17 protein-coding genes are annotated in these 20,397 nt (G+C 37.4%); 4 read left to right on the top strand and 13 right to left on the bottom strand.

Annotated elements, in window-relative coordinates; all coding sequences use genetic code 11:
- Positions 1-198: 198 nt before the first annotated feature.
- The 4 genes from AQR02_RS29005 to AQR02_RS35020 all read right to left on the bottom strand — a co-directional run bounded on the left by AQR02_RS29005 (position 199) and on the right by AQR02_RS35020 (position 7,225).
- Positions 199-1,500, bottom strand: a complete 1,302-nt coding sequence (locus AQR02_RS29005) for an HNH endonuclease (protein WP_054943784.1) — start codon at positions 1,498-1,500, stop codon at positions 199-201.
- Entirely contained in the window at positions 1,484-3,646 is a 2,163-nt protein-coding gene (locus AQR02_RS29000; RefSeq protein ID WP_082452145.1) for an AAA family ATPase, read from the bottom strand. Before AQR02_RS29000 ends, AQR02_RS29005 begins: the two co-directional genes overlap by 17 nt.
- A gap of 274 nt (positions 3,647-3,920) precedes the next feature.
- Positions 3,921-5,225, bottom strand: a complete 1,305-nt coding sequence (locus AQR02_RS28990; protein WP_209444341.1) for an McrC family protein — start codon at positions 5,223-5,225, stop codon at positions 3,921-3,923.
- 5 nt (positions 5,226-5,230) lie between these two features.
- The gene (locus tag AQR02_RS35020) at positions 5,231-7,225 is read right to left on the bottom strand and encodes an McrB family protein (RefSeq protein ID WP_245237790.1); all 1,995 of its coding nucleotides are present in this window, start codon (positions 7,223-7,225) and stop codon (positions 5,231-5,233) included.
- Between the two features lie 312 nt (positions 7,226-7,537).
- On the opposite strand from AQR02_RS35020, the gene AQR02_RS28980 reads away from it, so the two are divergent.
- Positions 7,538-8,782, top strand: coding sequence for an IS110 family RNA-guided transposase (locus tag AQR02_RS28980; protein WP_054943779.1), 1,245 nt, complete (start codon positions 7,538-7,540; stop codon positions 8,780-8,782).
- Between the two features lie 153 nt (positions 8,783-8,935).
- Here the strand turns inward: AQR02_RS28980 and AQR02_RS28975 are convergent, their stop codons facing one another.
- The 3 genes from AQR02_RS28975 to AQR02_RS28965 all read right to left on the bottom strand — a co-directional run bounded on the left by AQR02_RS28975 (position 8,936) and on the right by AQR02_RS28965 (position 10,493).
- Complete coding sequence (locus AQR02_RS28975) at positions 8,936-9,196, bottom strand: hypothetical protein (RefSeq protein WP_054943778.1); 261 nt, start codon at positions 9,194-9,196, stop codon at positions 8,936-8,938.
- A gap of 169 nt (positions 9,197-9,365) precedes the next feature.
- Positions 9,366-9,581, bottom strand: coding sequence for a hypothetical protein (locus AQR02_RS28970; RefSeq protein WP_054943777.1), 216 nt, complete (start codon positions 9,579-9,581; stop codon positions 9,366-9,368).
- Positions 9,582-10,157: 576 nt separating this feature from the next.
- Entirely contained in the window at positions 10,158-10,493 is a 336-nt protein-coding gene (locus tag AQR02_RS28965; RefSeq protein WP_054943776.1) for a helix-turn-helix domain-containing protein, read from the bottom strand.
- 193 nt (positions 10,494-10,686) lie between these two features.
- Between AQR02_RS28965 and AQR02_RS28960 the strand changes: the two genes are divergently transcribed.
- Positions 10,687-11,139 carry a hypothetical protein gene (locus AQR02_RS28960; protein WP_054943775.1) on the top strand — a complete coding sequence of 151 codons (453 nt, stop codon included), beginning with the start codon at positions 10,687-10,689 and terminating at the stop codon, positions 11,137-11,139.
- A gap of 1,031 nt (positions 11,140-12,170) precedes the next feature.
- On the opposite strand, the gene AQR02_RS28955 is transcribed toward AQR02_RS28960, so the two are convergent.
- The 5 genes from AQR02_RS28955 to AQR02_RS28935 all read right to left on the bottom strand — a co-directional run bounded on the left by AQR02_RS28955 (position 12,171) and on the right by AQR02_RS28935 (position 16,232).
- Positions 12,171-12,800 carry a tyrosine-type recombinase/integrase gene (locus AQR02_RS28955; RefSeq protein ID WP_054943774.1) on the bottom strand — a complete coding sequence of 210 codons (630 nt, stop codon included), beginning with the start codon at positions 12,798-12,800 and terminating at the stop codon, positions 12,171-12,173.
- Positions 12,801-12,858: 58 nt separating this feature from the next.
- Positions 12,859-13,659 carry an ExeA family protein gene (locus AQR02_RS28950; protein ID WP_054943773.1) on the bottom strand — a complete coding sequence of 267 codons (801 nt, stop codon included), beginning with the start codon at positions 13,657-13,659 and terminating at the stop codon, positions 12,859-12,861.
- Positions 13,652-15,004: a DDE-type integrase/transposase/recombinase gene (locus AQR02_RS28945; RefSeq protein ID WP_054943772.1), complete on the bottom strand. Its 1,353-nt coding sequence runs from the start codon at positions 15,002-15,004 to the stop codon at positions 13,652-13,654. The genes AQR02_RS28950 and AQR02_RS28945 overlap by 8 nt, the downstream gene beginning before the upstream one ends.
- Positions 15,005-15,187: 183 nt before the next feature.
- The gene (locus AQR02_RS35690; protein WP_222861279.1) at positions 15,188-15,586 is read right to left on the bottom strand and encodes a DUF6431 domain-containing protein; all 399 of its coding nucleotides are present in this window, start codon (positions 15,584-15,586) and stop codon (positions 15,188-15,190) included.
- Between the two features lie 97 nt (positions 15,587-15,683).
- Positions 15,684-16,232: a hypothetical protein gene (locus AQR02_RS28935; protein WP_054943770.1), complete on the bottom strand. Its 549-nt coding sequence runs from the start codon at positions 16,230-16,232 to the stop codon at positions 15,684-15,686.
- Positions 16,233-17,188: 956 nt separating this feature from the next.
- On the opposite strand from AQR02_RS28935, the gene AQR02_RS28930 reads away from it, so the two are divergent.
- Positions 17,189-17,866, top strand: coding sequence for a hypothetical protein (locus tag AQR02_RS28930; RefSeq protein WP_054943769.1), 678 nt, complete (start codon positions 17,189-17,191; stop codon positions 17,864-17,866).
- A 70-nt stretch (positions 17,867-17,936) separates the two neighbouring features.
- Here the strand turns inward: AQR02_RS28930 and AQR02_RS28925 are convergent, their stop codons facing one another.
- Positions 17,937-19,772 (bottom strand): primase C-terminal domain-containing protein, encoded by a 1,836-nt coding sequence (locus tag AQR02_RS28925; RefSeq protein ID WP_054943768.1) that lies wholly within the window; start codon positions 19,770-19,772, stop codon positions 17,937-17,939.
- A gap of 321 nt (positions 19,773-20,093) precedes the next feature.
- On the opposite strand from AQR02_RS28925, the gene AQR02_RS32165 reads away from it, so the two are divergent.
- Positions 20,094-20,363, top strand: coding sequence for a helix-turn-helix domain-containing protein (locus AQR02_RS32165; protein ID WP_108722119.1), 270 nt, complete (start codon positions 20,094-20,096; stop codon positions 20,361-20,363).
- Positions 20,364-20,397: the final 34 nt, after the last annotated feature.

Genomic DNA, 20,397 nt, shown 5'->3' with positions numbered 1-20,397 from the left:
ATTGATTGATATTACACGTAAAAAACTGTATAACTCGCGGTTTAAAATGAAATAATATTTAGAGATCAAGACGGTAGGAGAGGTTTTAATCCCATTTTTCTCCCTACATAAGTTTTAACCGCACTTGACGATATTCATGACATTCGCCACTATTCTGTATCCATTTTTCAAAAAAACTACCGAGTGCCTTTCTACGTCTTATTTAATAATAGCATCAATCTGTCCAGCTAATTTTTTTGAATTATTAAACAAATCTCTATCCATCCCTGTAAAAATCTCATGATAATAATATTCCAGGTTATGCATTATCACAATCTGAGGGTTAAATGAAGCATATTTATAGACATTCTGAACATCTTCTCTCAGTTTTCTTACAATGACTGCGTCCAATCCAGGTAAATGGCGTATTATTATTTGATCATTAAATATTAATCGAATTATGTTTATAACTGATATAATTATATCCATATTGTTGAGTATAAAATTCAATTCAGTCAAATCATCAGCTTTAAGATGATTAATATGATCCAACAATTTAATCTTACTAGTCTTTTGTAAATACTTTAGCGTTTGAGTATTTAATATTATCTCCAATTCAACAATTCCATTTTTGTTAAGCATTAGTTTTCCAGGCACTCTACATACTTTTTCTAAATTATATGGAATGAGTTGTGGGATTAGCATACTTAAGCTATTTAGATAAGTCACAAAATCATAGTAATTTTTCATTACACTAAAAGCGGTCAGAAACCTTTTATACACTTCTATGTTTTTTCGTGTTAGATGGGTTGTTAAATTATCAATTTTTTCTAAATGATTAGTAATTATAATGGCGCTTTCTTCTTTATTAATATCAACTATTGATTTGAACATTTCTTCTCTAGAACTTCGACTTAATTGGTGTTCTATTTCGGTTAATATTTGCTGTATTCGATTCCCTTTAGCTTTTAAAATGTTTTTTACAGAATTTGCAATTCCAAAACAATTTTTCACTTGTTTAATCTTACTTAGTGCAAGATCTAACCGATTAAGACTACAATACTTTATTGTATTAACGCCCTTATCATATTGATCTATGCCCACAAAAAAAATATAGTTCTGGATCTTTATAAAATCTTCATACCTATCTATATGTGCATGAACAATTTTATAATCCCTTGAGTTCATTGGATAATTATTAACTGCGTATGTACTAGGTAAACTCTGTAGTAGTACATCTTTAGCGCCTTTGGAAGTATTACACCTGTCACAAGCTAGCGTTAAATTTCTAGGAACAAAAGAAAACAAAGTGTATGTAGACTTATGAATTATGTGTTCAATATCACCAGGAGTAGTCCCTGTATCTATCGGTGACTTACAGTAATAACATATCTCGTCTTTTATAGGATCGTTTATTAGGGCACGTTTAATACGCTTTTTCAGAAAACTTAAATTTTCTTGATCCCAATTGTGATTATAGGATTGAACCAAGTCTTCTTCCTCTCTAGTCAATATGTACATTGTTATATCCTTCCTCTAATTTTGATGAAATCAGTGTTATTACTTCCTTTAAGGGGTCTATATCTTTTAATGTTTTTGAAATTTCAACTAACTTCTCCATCTTTGTTTTAGTTTGAGTGGATATATCACCAAGACTAATAGAAAGTAATATTTTGTCTAACTCATCCGCAAGATAATAATTGCGATCTGTTGCCAACCCAAATATGTTAAGTAACACATCTTCTACAGACCAGCCGTACGTTTCTTCCTCATGAAGCGTAGAAATAACATCCTGAGTTTCAATGTTTCGTTTAAATGAAACAATGGTGGAAGAATCATTTTCAAGATCTGATACCATAAAAGGTGAATGAGTCGCCATCAAAAAATGACAGCTAGGATACTTTTGAAATATTTCCTTTAGACCATATACATATTTGTTTTGCCAGTTCGGATGAAAACTTGTTTCTGGTTCATCTATCAATATTAAGGAACTCTCATCAATATTAGAAAGAATATTTATCATTGTTGATAAGAATTGTGATTCACCTGAACTTGCTTCTTCTAGTTTAAAGTATTTGTAATCTTGTGTTTTCTGTTTAGTAATCCATACAACTGGATTTTCAAATATATTCATTTCATATAGATACCAAATTATATGAAAGTCATCATAAAATTCTTGGTATCTTTCATGAAATGAAAGATCAAATATTACACTTATTTCATTATTATTTTCCTTAATCACTTCATGATAATTTGTAAATAAATTAATGTCTTTATCATTATCCGTTTCGCCTCTAATTTTTTTTATAAAGCCTAATATTTCTTGATTCTCGAAAATGGGGTTCTTATTATTCTTTATTGATTTTTTATGTCTTTGTTGATAACTATTTAATAAATCTTCATTAATTTCTTCAATTAAAATTGATGATTTAAACGTAATCTTGATTGAAGGTAACAAATGAACAAAACCAGTAATATATTTCATATTAGGCAAAAAATCTGACTTTAAAGATGATAATAATAGGTTTTTAACTAAATTCTTAGATGTTTCACCTATCGTTGCTTGATTGTCTGAACTCTTTATCCCTAAATAAGTATAATACTGAGTTAAGTCATCGTCTGTTTTACTAAAGGTAAATCTATCATTAATACTAAATGCTGTGGCTAATATTTTCTTAGGCAGAGCTAAATCACTGAAGTGAATTTGCTCCATTTTATTATTCATTTTCCTAAAAAAAGAGAATACATTCCCATTCTTTTCTATACGGAAAATCGCATTACCAAAAGCATAACTTAATGAGTAATTAATTTTCAAAACAGAATAATCTCTTTTTTTAGAAGTAGAAAATAAGTAGACCTCTAGAAAAATCTTTTGAACTATTGATAAAACAGTGCTTTTCCCATTTCCATTAGCTCCAATCACTAGAGTTATAAACGGTTTATTAATATCGGTGCGTTGATTTATCTCCCTGGAGAATTGAAACTTTAATGGCTTTGGTAAATTTTCTAACAGTTCAACTTCTTCAACTAATTCATTTCCTTCGTTATATAATAATTCGATAACTCTAAAACTATTAAAATCGGATTGCAATATATAAGGATCACTTGAATATTCTGTATTACCACTCTTATAGTATGGATTAATAAATTTGTTTTGATTTTGAAAAACAACTTTATTACCCTTTATCCCCTTATCATTCAGTATAGAAAGATTCCCTATTTTCACTTCCGACTTAGATCTTGGGTTGTAAAAATACTTTGACTCCGTCAAAAACCATCCACCAGGAGCCGATAAGCAATCAATCCTTTTTCTTCTCATTAGTTCCAAAAGAGGGTCTACTGAATAGATATTCAAGTCAAAGTGAATTTTATCAATAATTCCTTGATTAACTAGTTCATCTCTTGTGAATTCTTTTAACCAATTAATAATAGGACGTTCTTCATTAATTACCAATAAAGGAAATATCCAAACGTCTCTCATTTGATCATGTTCATCAAGTTGTTGTTGCTGGTAAGGAGAAGCTACTAAACGGACCCTTCCTACACACTCATATATGTTCTCTTCTTTACTTTTAGTAAACAAAAAAACTTGAATATCTTTTTCATTTGATAACAGCAAATTCCTGTTTTGCATAAATTGTATACTTTGGTCATTGACACGACCCATTCCTGTAAAATGATATAATCCATCTTGAATCCAAACCTTTTTATATATTTTTTATTTTCATCAGATATTAAGAGAAGTGTGTTAGTCTTGAGAGATCTGCGCATCCTCCCCTGAGGACTACATTTAAACAATTTTGTTAACTCTTCGTTTGTCAATTTATCCCCTGATATGGGGGGGTTAAAATCCACCATCTAAGTTCCTCCTAAATATTTTGTTATTAAGAATGACGTATACGAGCTCGAGCAAGTCATCCAACTCATTAACTTGGATAATTTTAATTTATCGATAAACTTGCAAATATTTGCACTAGCGATTTAGAAATATCTTGTAAATCAACAAAAGCAATATTCACTTCAACTTGATCATTACTAATAAATGATAATCCCTGGGTTTCTACAGCTGATATCCCTTTATTTAAAGGGTATAATAAATAGATTTTTCGAGCGCTATACTTCTTTGAATAAGCATACATTTGATACATATCGGCTTGGGATATCCCGTGGTTTGGATATGAATCATTTAGCAATTTCCATTTTGTATCCATAATGATTATAAAATCATTCATTTGCAAGACTATATCTGGTTGCAGATTAAATTGTTTTGGTTTATCAAATAAGTGATATTTCCTATCTTGAAGCTTAACTTTATGGTTAGTTCCGAAGTGCTTATTTATTACATTTCCGATATAAGCTTCAAACACCTTTTCCATTGGAAACAAAAGAGCATAAGCAACATTTGAGCCCGCAAAAGTTGTGAAACTCTTATTTATTAAAAAGAGTCTGCACCATGCTAGTGTCAATTCATAACCTTTCATACTCCTATCCGTCATAATACTTGAAAAATCCTTTTCATAATTAACAGACACGTCCACTACTTCGAATGCAACCAATAGTTGTTCAATATCTTTAACATTTTGTAAATTCTTAGATAACCGTAAAAGCTTAATAAGTGTAGTTTTTATGAGTTTATTTTCCGGTCTATTCACACTAAAAAAGTCATACGTTACAAAGAAGCGCTCCTTATGAACAATGTTTTTCTTTATTTGTTCCCCAAAGATTATTTTCCCCTTGCAAAACTTCTCATTCTCTTCGTGCTGAAGATAACTTGATCGTAATCCCTTCTTTGTTAATTCACGTATTTCGTAAATAAACATTTTTATGAAGATCTCATATAGGTTATTTTTAGTCTCCCCAAGACTAGAGTTGTTGAAAGTTTTAAAAGGTAGGTTATTTAAAGATCTAAGCATTTTCAAAAAAATCATCCTAGTTTCAGTTACAGACTCTGTCTTTTCTTTAGTATAAATCTTGGGAAGTATTTCTATTTGGGTACCATCATCCATCTGTATAAGGCCAACATAATTCTTAGCACTAATAACCTTCCCAATACCTCTTTTAAATGAGATTGACATGAGCTCTAGGGCATCCGCCCCCGAATCATTTCTGTTTGAAATAATAAAGTTTTCGAGTTCATCAAAAGTTTTTTCGGGAATGGAGATATAATTGGAAGTAAGCCCAGCCAGCCCCCCCCTAACGAATGAATCGTATTCTTTAATGACATAGTAATTTCTCAATGTAGTCACCATATTTAAAAGTCATAGACTTGTTTATAAGCTTCAATATTAACAAAGGCATCTTGATTAATCTGGAAAACCTCTTTCTCATCTATAAGGGTATCAAAGCTATTACCAAAAAGTTTTGGATCAACCGGGATACTTCTAATGAACTTCAATTCGTCCTTCTTATTCAAGTCTCCAAGTATAAGCTGAATCTTATGGTAATCCTCATAAAAATATTCCTGGAGTAAAGGAATAATCGAATTCTTAAATATACTTGCTAGTCTAGCGATCGAAGGGTCCTCCATTAGTTCAACAAAGTAGGCGTGTCCTATCATATGCTCTCTGTCATAAAGAACTTCAATTCTATTATTAATTGTTTCGAGAAGCTTGCTTATTTTAATGTCTTGAACGAACACATTTTCAAGTACAACACTTTGTGGCATCATTTCAATAAATTTAAACCGTCTTCGAAGCGCAGTATCTAATAAAGCTATGGATCTGTCTGCAGTATTCATTGTTCCTAGAATATAAACATTATCTGGCACACCGAATTTTTTTTTGGAATACGGTAAGATAGCTGTCAATTCTTCGTCCTTGCCAATTCGTTTCGAAGACTCAATAAGTGTGATTAGCTCACCAAAAATCTTCGAAATATTGCCTCTGTTGATTTCATCAATAATAAAAACATATTTGGTAAGTTCTCTCTCTACACTTATAGAATTGTTAATCGTGGAGGAGTCACAGAAGGCTTTAAAAACCCCTGGTTCCAAAGCATATTTGATTTCACCTGTGCCTTCATCGTCAATAACTGGCTTAATACCTTCTATAAATTCCTCATATCCATAGGATTGATGAAAAGTAGTAAAAGCAATCTGACCTTTTTCTTTATACTCATTATATCGCAATAAGACTTGATCATAACCCGCCTCTTTAACTTCTTCTTCAATCATTCCTAAACCCTTGTTCTCAATGATAGCCAATGCATATTTTACTGTATTATATGTTTTCCCTGTTCCAGGAGGTCCGTACAAAATTATATTTTTATCCATGACATTTCCCCCATATAAGTAAGTTTCCTCAATTTCTTTTCCTTGCTCTTCCTTATCATCTTCTACAGCCTTTTTATAGTAGGGTTCCAACTCAAGTATTACGTCCGATATTTGGTTTAATAGCTGGTCACTTTCCATTGCACAGACGTCCTCATAAGTAATGCTCCTGCCGATCTGTAACTTCCGGTATTCTCTACATTTAACTTTTTCTATAGTGGTTTGGATTTGTTCTCCAGGTACAGTATGCAATTCAAGACCATCTTTTATAGTTACGAAGTATTCAAAGTTTGATGATTCTGGCTTAAATATATCTAAAAATTTGTTATGTCTCTTGTAGTCTTCCAACTCACTTTTACTGTCCTTAATTTCCAAGGTAACTCTATAATTAACTTGGTTATTCTTCTTCTCAGCAAAAATAGAAATGCTTGTAGGATACTTAGCCTTTTGAGGAAACTTAAGTTCTATCCAAAAATAAGTACGAATTCCATTACCACTACCATCAAGCCATTTACTAGCAGAGGGAGCATCGAAGACATAACCATGAGAAGTGAAATATTCACCTATTTTTGCAAACTCTTTTCCAATACTTCTTGCCAAATCTCGAAGTTCAATCATTTTATTTTTCTGATCTTCATTTTCTTCTTTCTCAGGTAATCTGTAGTACTCTCCACCACGTTCTCTAAGAAAATCAAGTATCTCTCTTATCTTAATATCTTGTTTCACTGATATGCCGTTTCCCTTCATCAAAAGATGTGCGTACTCGTTATTAACAAAACTGATTAATTCGTATATAGTTTTAGGGCCATTATCGGTTTCTACCACAACATCATGTTCTAAGGTATCCGGAATTTCCTTAATCCCCTTTAACTCATTTCCATATGTTAATCTCCTCGTATAGTATCTTTCAAAGGCAGTTATTCTTTCATTTCCAGTCCCCGAGGGGACTGGGGCTGCCTCGCAAAATTTCCAATTCATTGCTTCCCTTTTCTGTACAGGGACTTGACCTTCCGGCATGCCTCTGGACAATAGAACCTAAGGGTTCTTTCGGGGAAATTCGTTTCACTCCTGTAGCTTCGTCTACTCCTTAAGTCTGTTTCTCCGGTACTCGCTTGAACTTCTGACCCGCTGGCTGTTCCCTTCGGCACCCCATGCCCGGCGATGTAGCAACGCCGGGGCAGCTCATGGACCGTTGTGAGTTCTTATCTGCGAGGGTGATTGAGCGGCGAGTGCGCCGGAGGCATCCCGGAACGTCCATTCCCTGAATCCCTGTTAGAAAGGAGGATTCTCATGAAATGTTTTGTCGGTATTGACGTAAGTTCCCAAACCTTGGATGTGTGTATCATGAATGCAGAAGGCGATACCCTGGAAACCTTACAGGTGCGCAACCACCTGCAGGGGGCTTCCCATTTACGAGACCGGATTCTGAAGGCGGCAGATGCCTGCTCGGCTTTAAGCATCCATATCGGCCTGGAATCAACCTCAGTCTACAGCTGGCATCCCGCCATGTTCTTGCACGAAGATCCCGCGCTGAAGGCCCGTAAGACTACTGTGTTCACCCTGAATCCCAAGCTCATTAGCAAGTTCCGTGAAGCCTATGCGGACATGGACAAGACCGACCGTCTCGACGCCTGGATCATCGCTGACCGTTTACGCTTTGGACGCCTGAATACCACGGTGGTTCTGCAAGAACAGTATGTTGCCCTTCAGCGTCTCACTCGGATGAGGTTTCATCTCGTGCACAATCTGACCCGCGAGAAGCAGTACTTCTTGCAGAACCTGTTCTACAAGTGCAACGCCTTTCAGGCCGAAGTGGAGAGTTCTGTGTTTGGCCATGCGCTCATGGAACTGCTCTCGGAAGCGTATAGTCTCGACGACATCGCCTCCATGGAGGTCGCTGAGTTAGCCGACTACTTGCGAGATAAAGGACGCAATCGCTTCCCCGATGTGGATCATGTCGCCCGCTGTATTCAGAAGGCCGCACGAGCTTCCTACCGTCTATCCAAGACCGTAGAAGATTCCATAGATCTCGTGCTTGCCACCTCTATTCAGGCGATCCGCAGTATCCAGAGCCAACTCAAGGAGCTCGACAAAGCCATTTGCCGCATCCTGGACGGTCTGCCTCAGGCAACCTGTCTGCGGTCTATTCCCGGCATTGATAAGGTCTATGCTGCCGGTCTCCTTGCTGAAATCGGCGATATTGAACGCTTCGAGAATCAGGCCGCTTTGGCGAAATACGCCGGACTCACCTGGCGCAGACAGCAGTCGGGCGGCTTTGAAGCGGAAGACACTAAGCGTATTCGTTCCGGCAACCGTTTCCTTCGCTATTACCTGGTTGAAGCTGCCAACTCGGTAAAAAACCGCGATCCGGAATTCGGAGACTACTACCGGAAGAAATACAAAGAAGTACCTAAGCACGCCCACAAGCGCGCCCTCGTCCTTACGGCAAGAAAACTCGTGCGTCTGGTCGATGTGCTGCTACGCAGCGACCAACTCTACACGCCCAGAAGGAAGGTGAATTCAGGCAAGGGATGACACCCCCTTAAGCCTAGCCTTCTGAAATTCCCAGTAAATATTTGGTATTTTCGACCAATTTGGACTGGGTTTAATTCAGTGCGTCCTGTTTTCCTGGTTATTTGGGATCACCCCCAAAAGAATTTCCAATTCACTTTTACTCAGGGCTTGACATCATACCGCTGGACTTAATGCCCCTTGGGAACGCAAAAAATTATGTGAATTCCCTTGATGGTCGGCACTGTACCATTGAGATGTCCTTGCAAATTGCACATCCTTCTTGCAGAGCTCTTGTGCTTTTTTAATAATGTCAGGTTGTTTAAAATAAAATTTTGTAGTATCAAACAATCCGTTATGGAGACCACGAAAATATTCGTTATATGCCAAAATTGCTGTTGCAGTCCATACCGCATCCGTAACATTTTCAAATTTCATGTGACCCTCCGTTATTTAATCGCGAATAATTTCCTTGCATTATAAATTTGGCGCTCCCTCAAGTTGTGATTATTTTCCATTTATCAAATTTCGACAGTCACCGAAAAACACCTTCAATACAACGAAGAAATATACAGCATAATCAGTACTTTGTAATTTTCTGAACCTCTTAATCTTCTAACTTCAAATAGTTATTTAATGCGTAAAGTGAGCATTGGTTTTTGAAATAATACTCCATACCTATTTTTAGTATAAAACTAGCGTTTGATGTTATCTTGCCAACTTTGTCAAATTCTCCATTCACCCATACCTCTACATCAACCCCCGTGTTTAAACAATTTAAAATTTGTTCTTCAGTAATAATATGAATATATTTGTTTTTCATAATCTGCTACCTCCTTCAAAATAAAAAGCACCGTTTAAAAAAGCATGGGACCCATGCCTTTTTAAACGGTGCTTCCGCTCATATATCTAACCTCAAAATGTAACCTAGATTTGGGATTCATAGTATACTCAATACCATCATTCTCAATTCCTAATTGTATAGCCCGATAAATCCTTAAAAAGTTAGGTGTCCTAATCCAATTTTGTTTTTCACTGTTTTTTTTACATTCAACTAAACCCTTCGGCTATACTGAATCATCTACAGAAAATCGAGTGGAATAGAGAGTGAAGCACGGTGAAATTTATATTTATTATGTGTCCTTAAATAAAATTTATTGCGTCGGCCTTTATATTACTTTACGATGTGCTTGAACTAGGACCCCAATAAACTATTGCTCAACTTCTTAATAGGTTGTAGTGCTCTTTATATACATATCACGATTATCTAATAAAATAAATTTAATGTTTCAACATTCCTACGAGAAACTACTATTAATACTATTTATATTTTCGATGCTTTAATACCTTATATCTACTCTTTGTATATTTGAATGCTTCTTAGGGTCTTCCATTAGTCCTATTTCAGTAATTCCTCAATAATATTTTCAACTTTCCTCACTTTATCCAAATCCTCAGTTTTTAACATTTCCACAATGGACTCGATATGCCTTTCTTTATCACTCAGTCCCTTATCACCCAAGGTAAACGGAAACAACTGATATAAACCAACCTCTAGAGCCTTAGCCACTCTCTCCAGATTTACTAATGTAATATTCACTTCCCCACGTTCCACTTTTCCAATATAAGAGAAGTGGAAATTCGCTTTTTCCCCAAGTTCTTCTTGGGACAAGCCTCGTTCAAGCCGCAATCCTCTTATTGCTGCTCCAGTTAATAAAAGAATACTTTCCCGCATTTCAACACCTCTTTATTGAAAAGTGTAGGGAAAGTAATAGTTACAATGTAGGCGTTTATATTGATTATATAATTTGTAAATGAGATGTATACATCTTATAATAAGATATATACATACAAATAAATCTTCCATTTTAGATTTATAGAGCTTGAAAAAAAACTTATACAAATTTATATAAGAAATGAGGCGTAACATGGATCACAAGTTCTCAATAACTTCATACCCACTCTATGATGGACTTATATATATTGATGGAGAGAAGGTTACCTTTGATCATTTCTTATTTGAGGAAGAATTGGATAGTACCAAGGACGATATATATCGAATGAGTTATAATAAGATGACAGAATTTCTCGGATCTATTCCCCTTAATTCATATATTTATTTCTATATTCATACTATAGGTCCTGTTTATTTAGGTGTCTTGGATGCATTTATAAATTATGTACCAGCTAGCATTGACTCCATAGATAAAGCCCCACAAATGGGGCTTGGCATGTTAAAAGCAGAATTTTCAAAAAAAGATTCGATGGACTGGGGAGAATATAGTTATCACTATACTCAGACCCAGAATAACAAGTTTTTCGGCCGTACTATCTCTAGCATTTATTACCCAAACTATCCATTAGGACAAGGTTCTCATTAACTTAATGAAAATAGATTCTTAATCGTAACTAAAGTTAATCTCGTCTATTAACTACTTCAAGACTGGTTGGAAAGTTAAATACACCATTTTTCCGTATCTAAGTACGAGTAAACAATGTGAATATTTTGAATAATAATATTTATTAATCAATGAACTAGCTTGGTAGAATATAGGGTGGGAACAACATATAACCTGCTCCTAGACGTTCATATTTGCCTTCTGAGCAAGCTTTCCTTGTCTCCTTCCTAGCTGACTTTCTAATATCAATCAACGCTAGAATTAGAGTATAGGCTCGTTAGATGCGCTTGAAAAATTCCCAAAAGTTGATTGTATGTAATTAACCGCCCTTGTGGGCGGTTTGTAAGCGTTCCTTTTAGTTCCTTAACGAACCTAGCATGAATAGAAATTTTGTTAAAATCAGTATTAACTAGCTGATGACGCCTTTCCAACGATGATTCTATAGACCTATTTTCGATTTAATATGGATTTTTAAGGCTCAAGTCCCCTTCTCGGTTTATTTAATCATCAATAATCCCATGTAAAACCTTTTTTTCACAGCTAGTACCATCTCCTCTTTACTTGAATAATTTTGCCTTAACTGTACAAAATTATCCTCAAGCCAGTTTCCTGTTTCTAGCCTTAAGATACAAAGTGTAGCTTTAAGATACACAGTATAGCTTTAAGATACACAGTATAGCCTTAAGATACAAAGTGTAGCTTTAAGATACAAAGTATAGCTTTAAGACACAGTATAGCCTTAAGATACAAAGTGTAGCTTTAAGATACAAAGTATAGCTTTAAGATACAAAGTGTAGCTTTAAGATACAAAGTGTATCGTTAGAATACAAGTGTACGAATAAATACAATTTTACTGATAAAAATACTTACATAGATTATCTAATAATTTAGTGTTCACAATATGAATATCTTATATAAACAGCTTTAAAACCAAAATAAAATCGGCAACTTTTAAAAGTTGCCGATTTCTCGAGTGAAATTTAAGTAGTGAATTATTTTACATAATTTGTTATTTAAAACGACAAATATACAGCCATTAGACCCCATCTATTTTCACCATGTCCCAATTCAGAATGAACTTCATTAATTTTTTTAATAGTAAACTCAAATAAGGGATGATCTTTAACTCCTTGATCGATAGACCTATGTTGTTTCTGGTTTTTTAACATTTGTTTGATAATTTCAAGTCCTTCCTTCCGATTTAAACCCAGTAATTCTTCTAATTTTCTTCTAGCATAAGTATGACGGAAACCATGCCACCCTTTAGACTGGACTCCGCCTTTTTCACAAGCTCTTTTTAAGGCACTACGGAGAGTACCCTCCTTAAGAGTTATAATTCGATCTTTAGGACTTTTTTCTTTCAGCAATTCACTAAGTTGTTTTTCATATGATTGAGGTATGGAGATCTCTCTAAATCTTCCTCCCTTAGTTGTACCAGCTCCCGAACGAACATCATTTATTGATCTCACACTTTTATCTACACGATCAGGTATAAGAACCTTCATTCTCCCTTCTTTATTTACGACAATATGTTCTACACGTATGTTACATGTTTCTTTAATGCGGAGCCCTAAGTTCAGACTTAACTCAATTGCCTGTTGTACTGTTACTGCTAGCCCATAATGTCCAGAGGTTGACGGCATGAGATGTCCTGCTATTGACGGTCAATCTGTCCGCAGCAAGGGAGAAAAACAGGGAGAATCATGACAATTCTCCCTGAATCACACGCTTGACCATATGGTCGTCCACAATCCGGTGCTTGTTCTGTGCGCCGTAGATCAAAGCATGGGTACATAGTTTGTTCACCAGCCGGGCGGATCCACTGGAAAAACGGTAGATTTCATCCATCGCGGCTTCCGTAAACAACTCGTGAGTAGCACCTGCAGCGCTCAGATGTCTCTTCATATAGGCTCCCATTTCTGCGCGGTCCAGATGGGGAAGATAACACTGCATATCGATTCGCTGGCGGATCGCCGCGTACGCTTGTAGCCCCAGTCGGTCCCACAGCTCACTTTGTCCAACTAGAATCAAGGCCATGGGGCTCTGGGAATCCATTTTCATGTTCAGCAGAAAGCGCAGCTCCTCCAGCATCTCACGGTCTAATAAATGGGCCTCGTCCACCACGACCACGGGCTGCAGCCGGTGAATCCCGCGCATCAGCTCAATCTCCCGGTGCAGTTGCCGTTTGGCGTCCCCCCGGTAAAATTTCGACTCACATCCAAGCTGTTCGAGCAGCCCTTTATAAAAGTGGCGCGGCGTTAGTTTGGAATCCGACAGGTATAAAAGCTTAAACCTCGTCTCGTCTAGCTCCTCGCCTAGCCGCCGGATCGTCGTCGTTTTCCCCGTTCCGCAGTCTCCCGTAAGCACGGCAAACCATTGGCGCTCTGCGACATAAGCGAGCCGTCCCAGCGTTTCATCTTGTGCCACAGACGCATATAATTCAGGTACGGCAAGATCTCTGGAAAACGGCGCGCGGTGCAATTCATAGAAAGACTCAAACATCGTCATCCTCCCTCTGCACCCGGCGGTACGTCACCGCAGGCGCTTCCCGTTCCTTCCGGCGCTGGTGCCGAGTTTCTGCGGCCTCCAGTAGTCTCGAGGTGTCTGTCAAAGAGGCGCCCAAGTGTTCCGGCAACGCTGGCCGGGTTCCCGCACGTTCCCCCACGACCATCTCGCGCACCCGCCACGGGGCTCGGCCTTCGTATTCAATCGTCAGCTCGGTGGTGTCTGCCGGGTCATAGACGACTTCGACGGTACAGCCCATCACGCCGAGCCCGACTTCGTATTTCCGGTTCATAAAGCTAATGCAGCCGGACTTGTCGACTTTCCGTTTTTCGCTATGCAGGAATGCGTCTGTCAAGGTGTCCGGGTCCATGAACCGCAGCGCTTTCGGGTCACTGCGAAACGCGGTTTCCGGACTTCGTTTGTCCGCTAGCGCCGAATGAGGCTTGTGCTGGTAGCACTCCGAGAGCCACACCTCAAATCGCTCATTCAGCCGCTGAAGTGTCTTTGGCTTCTCCAGGGCAACTTCGCTCAAAAACGAATCGACGACTTGGTTAAACCGCTCCACTTTCCCCTTCGCTTCGGGTGAATACGGTTTGGTGTAGAGTAGCCGGGTCCCCAGCTTGGAGCAGGTTCTTGTCATCCCTTGGTTGCGGTACTGCTTCCCGTTGTCGAAATAGACGGCCTCGGGAACCCCATATTTCTGGATCGCCTGACGAAAGGCGGATTCCACCAGACGCTGGTCCATGACAGGTACAAATTCACCGTGCACAATAAACCGCGTGGCGTCGTCAATAAACACCACCAGGAACACTTGCTTCATCATTCCGCCTTCGCCAAGGGGCAGATACGGGCCATACTTCAGGTCCGATTGCCACAGCTGGTTGCGGTGGCGCTGCTGAAAGCGCCGGGCGGCCACGCCCGATTCGGCGTACATTCGTAAATGACGCGAGCTGTAGCCACGAGCCGTTAGCCGTTCCTGAAGCGTACTGCGCTTGATTTGGCCGGGGGCAATCCGGCCTTCCCATTCCAGAATTTGAATGAGCTGCGCGACGCTGCGGCCAGGGACCTCCCGGCGCAAGAGGATCGCCTGTTCCAGGACATCTGCCGGTATCGCTTCGTCCGAGGGTTGTCTACCTTTGCCTTTGGGCTTCAGCCCGGTAAATCCTTCGTTTCGGTAACTCGCCATATACCGGCGCAGCGTGCGCTCGGAGAGTCCGGTCTGTTCACAGATCTTCGCCTTCATCTCCCGGGCTTTGGCCGGATCCAGACCGTCCGCAAGCAGAGGAGCGAGAAGTTGCATCCGCTCAGCGGCTAAGGCTTCGGCTTTGGTTGGGTCTTTCATGGGTTGGCTCCTTCCTTCTTTGAACTCAAGGAGAGTCTACCGCAGAGAGGGGGCGGACAGGTAGGCAAAACGGGTATGTACCCATAACTGGGCGTTAGCGATGGGGCGGACAAGTCTGGCCAGCCAGCCGGGTCCTTCGTGGCGAAAGGTCTCTGTGGAGACCACGGGCGAAGGGAAGGAAGGCTAGCGGAGTCGAGAAGCCACGCCGGGAAATCGGGCACTCAGCGCTTGCAAGGCCAGCACGAAGTAGACGGCAAGCACCTGAAACCAGGATTTCCAGCGTCTTAAAGTCGACGTTTCTGCGCAGACGCTCACGGACGCCTCCGGCTCCGTGAGCACCTGTTCCATACTGCTCGATTCGTAGCGTTTGTAAGGAACGAGTAGATCCGGAAGCTCGTGGTGAATCTTGCGGCATCCCGCACACCGTAGTCTGCGAATCACGAGTCGGCGCAGCTCACCGCCCCCACCCCGGACCTTCCGCTCCCGGCTACCGATCACCACTAGTTTCTCTGTGCAGCACGGGCAGGGCACCTCCTCTGCACCCCTCACAAAAAACACCAGGGATCTTTTCAACCAGCGCATACTTTGTTACAATGACCATGTCTAGTGATGAAGGATATTTCCGGCGCGGCCTGTTCCAGCAGGTAACCAACGCTACGGAGGTATCCTTTTTCCTTTGTTAGAATACGGTCATTATATCCGGCAACTTCCGGACAGGCAATCCCGCCAGCTTCGCGGCGTTATGGTTCAGCAGAAACAGTTGTACAGTGCCGGATGAATTTGATTTGATTTTATTTATTTCGTCTTGAGTATAACTCCTATTCTTCGGTAACTCCCTTTGGGATGTTTTGTACATCCGTTTTTCGATAAATATAGAATAACCAAATCCATTTTTTATTTTGTCTGACTTTGATAACTTTTCTATTCCAATTTGTAGTTTTATCAAGTGACTTTCCAGATTAATAAGATGCCCCATAGAACACCCATTATGTTCTTTTTCTTTCAAAAAGCTTTGAAGATACTCTGGTTTAAATTCACCTAATTTTTTCACACCAAAATTAGCTTTACAAAACTCACCAAACTTTATAGAGGTATCTAATGCATCTTTAAAATACTTTATAGAGTGAATATTGGATGCATCATTGTTCATTCTGAATTTTCTTTTGGATTCTCCTATTTCATTGTTTTCTTGCATAGCCAATGTAATTTGCCTCTTAATACTCACCATTTCATTTTCCTCTTTCCTTTTAAATTCACTCTATTACCTGTTCCTCATTTATTTTCAATAAGATGAGGTCATTGTATTTGCAAGTGAAAATTAGATGTGCTAACGAAAGACATCTGGAAACCTCTTTGAGCATTTCTATAATTTCAATGTTTTTATCACTAAAAGTTGCCGAATTTTGTTCAAAATTGAACACCTTACGACTTCGTCGTAAGGTGTTGCATATCAGATTCTATAGTTATATAAATAATATAATCAGTGTTATAGACAACTAAGATTCAAGCCATTTCTGGCACACTTTTATTGCTGTTAGGAACCAGCAAAAGGTAGCGAGAACCATAAAAATTCTTTCTCATTTTAATATTAGCGATCTCAATTTAATTCATTAAGCAATTAATCCTCAATACTGTTGGGAAAAATCACACAATCATTAGCTTTCTTTACTTCGATAAGTGACAATTACTCGTTTCCCGCTACTTTCCTCCATTTTAGATTCCTCCTACTATTTTTAATCATTTATTTACTCCCTTCATTTTTTGTTTTTCTTAACAAATATAATTTATCTCACAAAAATTTATTTCCAAGAAAAAAACAAAAAAACAGCATTAGTCCTGAAATCAGGAATGCTGTTAAGAAATCAGATAACTTATTTGAACAGTTTAACAAATTCATTTCTTAAAGATATTAAAATATTTAGTAAAAATTCGTATGAGGGCGAATTAACGAGCATTAAGAAAACATCTGAAATAATACATTATTAAAAAAAGCTAGTTTTAACTTATTGAGTAAAACCTTCAAATAAAGAATAGACTTAATCGAGAAAAAATTGTATCAAATAGCCTTAAACCTGGTTTTTAAGAAAACTTTAAAAAAGCTTTATTTGGCCATTTTCAGGCTTTGACCCTTTTAACTCTCCTTTGGTAATCTTTAACCATTAACAATTAAGGAGATGAAGTGTCATGCCCACATTAAAAATGCGTGCTGATAAAATCATTGAGGAAGTGAGATTGATATGTCACTCTAATGTCAGAGTAACATTAAGTATTATTAGTGATTCACAAAAACTTTCAAATTTACACATTAATGAATCTGAACCAAACTATACACAAAATCGAATTCAATTTTCTGATGCTATCCTTAATTTCAAAAAGGAAACTTGGGATTATAACAGATATATAACTGTTGATGACTATTTGAAGGTACTTAAAGCAGAATTAATACGATTGAAAAAAGTGAATACTTCTCCTCTAACTATTGAGTATATTATATATCCGCGAAAGAAAGAGTGGAAAATATATGAGGACTTATATCTTTCTTATATTCAGTACTTAAACAAAAATGAAAAAATAATTTCAGTTTCAGAAAAGGCTACTTTTCTAATGAAGGGTGTGAGATCAAAATATGCAATAAGACAGCGGTTAAGTTATTTGAATAATCATTTTAAAGATCCATTTCTTAGTCTATTCGAGAATATAAGCCATTACTCCTCACACCAACCCATAACTCAATTAATAAATTGTTTTAATGAAGTAAGTGGCACAACATTCCACGAGATCCGAGATTCCACATGGCGCAATTTTGAAAAGGATTCCTGGACCAGGATAACATCACCATCGAGGACACGAAGCAGAAAATGAGTAATTTCACAGATTGCATGTATGTAATCTGTTCAGTAGCCCACCCTACCTACCTACATAGTTGAAATACTCATCTCCAAAGATCCCTATAGACTTCTTTAACCATTCTTAAGTTACATTCTAAATCGCAAACCCCCAACGTTCTTAAATTTATAGGCGATAGAATTGGAGGTTCGCTCCCTGTTTTCACTGAATACTTTGAAAATAAGAATAAATAGCTTTTATAGGACAGATTTAAAATTAACGGGTCTTGCCGAAAATACAAAGCTTCATGTGACTGGACACTATTGTCAAACCACCGCTTTACAGTTGTATATTGTACCCCATTAACTGCATCAGTAGCTTTAGACTTATATATTATATTAAATATTATTTTTCTAAGTATTGAATATTTCTTATACAAAGGTCCGATGTATAAATAGGTATACGCGTTGGCACTGTGAACAATAGGCATATCTTTCTTTACTTTGATGCTTTTTTGAATATCCCTTTGATTGTTATTTTCTTTTTTCACTTCCTCTTTTTCAACACTTTGAGTCTGAATTAAAGATTTTCTCAAAACAAATATCGATACCGAAGATGAGCCTCTTCGGATCGTTTTAACTTCAAGTTCATTGTCTGTTTTCATCTTTGCAATCACTTTTTTTAATGAATGTACCGAGATCGTAAATCCGCTAAACTCAGATAAATCCTCTGCAAGTTTTGTCTGGGAACTTTCCAAGTGGTCGTTATTTTTTTTGTAAAAACAATTTAAATATTTAATTAAATCATCTCTTATCTCAGAAAAATGATTTTGACGTGTACCTCTTGCTTTAGGGCGCGTATATGGAATAAAGCTCATACCAGTCAAAGCCTCTACATAAAATTTCTTAGGACCTAAATACCTGCCTGAATAGGCATGATTAAGAGTATTTTTAACTTCCTTTTCTGAAAAGCCCTTGTTGTTTATGACACCACGCCATTCTAATAGCTTATTTTCCGCATCACATTTTGATATATTATCTGCATACATTGCAAGTGCCAAGGTAAAACAAGCGTTATTCCTACCAATTTTATCTGTTGTTAATTCATTTTTATTAGAGTAATTAAAATCACCTGCTAATAGTTTTTTAATTGCTGGTTGATTCATATTTTTCCCGAATATAATCGTACTTGTTTTTTTTCTCTCTTCTATTTTCGGAAGACTATATTCGCTTAACTTATTTTCGTAAAATCCCAGCTTCGGCTTTTGAATAGGATTAAAATAAACGATATTGTCTGGGTTTGGTACACGAAAAAAATGCTCAGCTGAAGCACATTTCGGGTCAGCTTTGAGCAATTCCGTGACTTTTTTTAGCATAGAATCATAGCGGAGAATATCCGTCTCTTTTACTTTATAAGGAGCTATGGGCAAATGTACATGATACCCTGAGGTTGTTTTAATAATTAAAAAAACGTCAAAACCAAACGTAGAGATATATTCTCTAAGTCCATTCGCAGATGAAATATTTAGATCTTTTAGATGATCCTCATCAAAGTCTAAGGGTATCGTTACGACAAATCTCAAATCACATTTTCTGTGTGAGGCAGAGGTGTATGACATGTTATAACGCATGTATAAGTAATTATCCTGTATAATCTTATGAAAAAGAGATGGATAACTTCTAGCCTTTTGGTGAACAAAAGTTCCCGGATTACTCAGAGCCATCAAGTTTTCTGCTAACGTAATCCATCCTAAATGATATTGTTTAATGAATTCCCGTGTTCTATTACGTTGTGTTTTAGTTGTTAATTTACCATTATAAATATAATGAAGTACATCTTTATATCTATCCTCATTGAAAAGCTTATGACCATCTATATATGATTGCTCATCAGGATCGTAGCTATCGAACATTTCATCAATTTCTATTGTTTTGGCGGTCATCCCTCTAGTCCTCTTCTCTGTACTGTGATAATAACGATTGATCTCCTATCCTGATTTTCCAAATTCTAATGCTCTTGATTTGGTGTTGATAATTTTCGTTGTTAGTATGTTATCTGTAACTTAAGTAAAAAAGAAATTTTATACTTCAAGTATTTCAATTTGTTGATCCTAAAAAATAAGAAGGCCATATCCACTAAATGGATATGGCCTTCTTATTTCAAAATTATTATCAAATCATTATATCAGCCTTGTTTTATTTTTGATTCCGGATAGATTAACAATATCTATCACTAATCAATAAAATAAAAAGGAGCAAAAATAATGAATACTAGTAATAATTCAAGTTTATCCTCTATTGATAATGAAACAATTACTCGTCCACTCAATAATCGAAACACTTTAACATTTGCAGAAGCATGGGATGAAGTATTTGAACGTACGTTATCTAAGGATAAATTGTACTCAGAAGTACGTGCAGGACGTGTCCCTCACATAAGAGTAGGATCTAAAATTCTATTCCGAAGAAATGCCTTGGAGGCATGGTTTCACGAACAAGAAACTATTAATTGCTCTGGTAAAGATTTGACTTAGAAGTGCGCTACCATTTCCTTTCCATTCAAAGAAA

Source organism: Paenibacillus ihuae, from assembly GCF_001368795.1.
GTDB lineage: Bacteria > Bacillota > Bacilli > Paenibacillales > Paenibacillaceae > Paenibacillus_AQ > Paenibacillus_AQ ihuae.
This window is presented reverse-complemented; position numbering and strand designations above follow the sequence as displayed.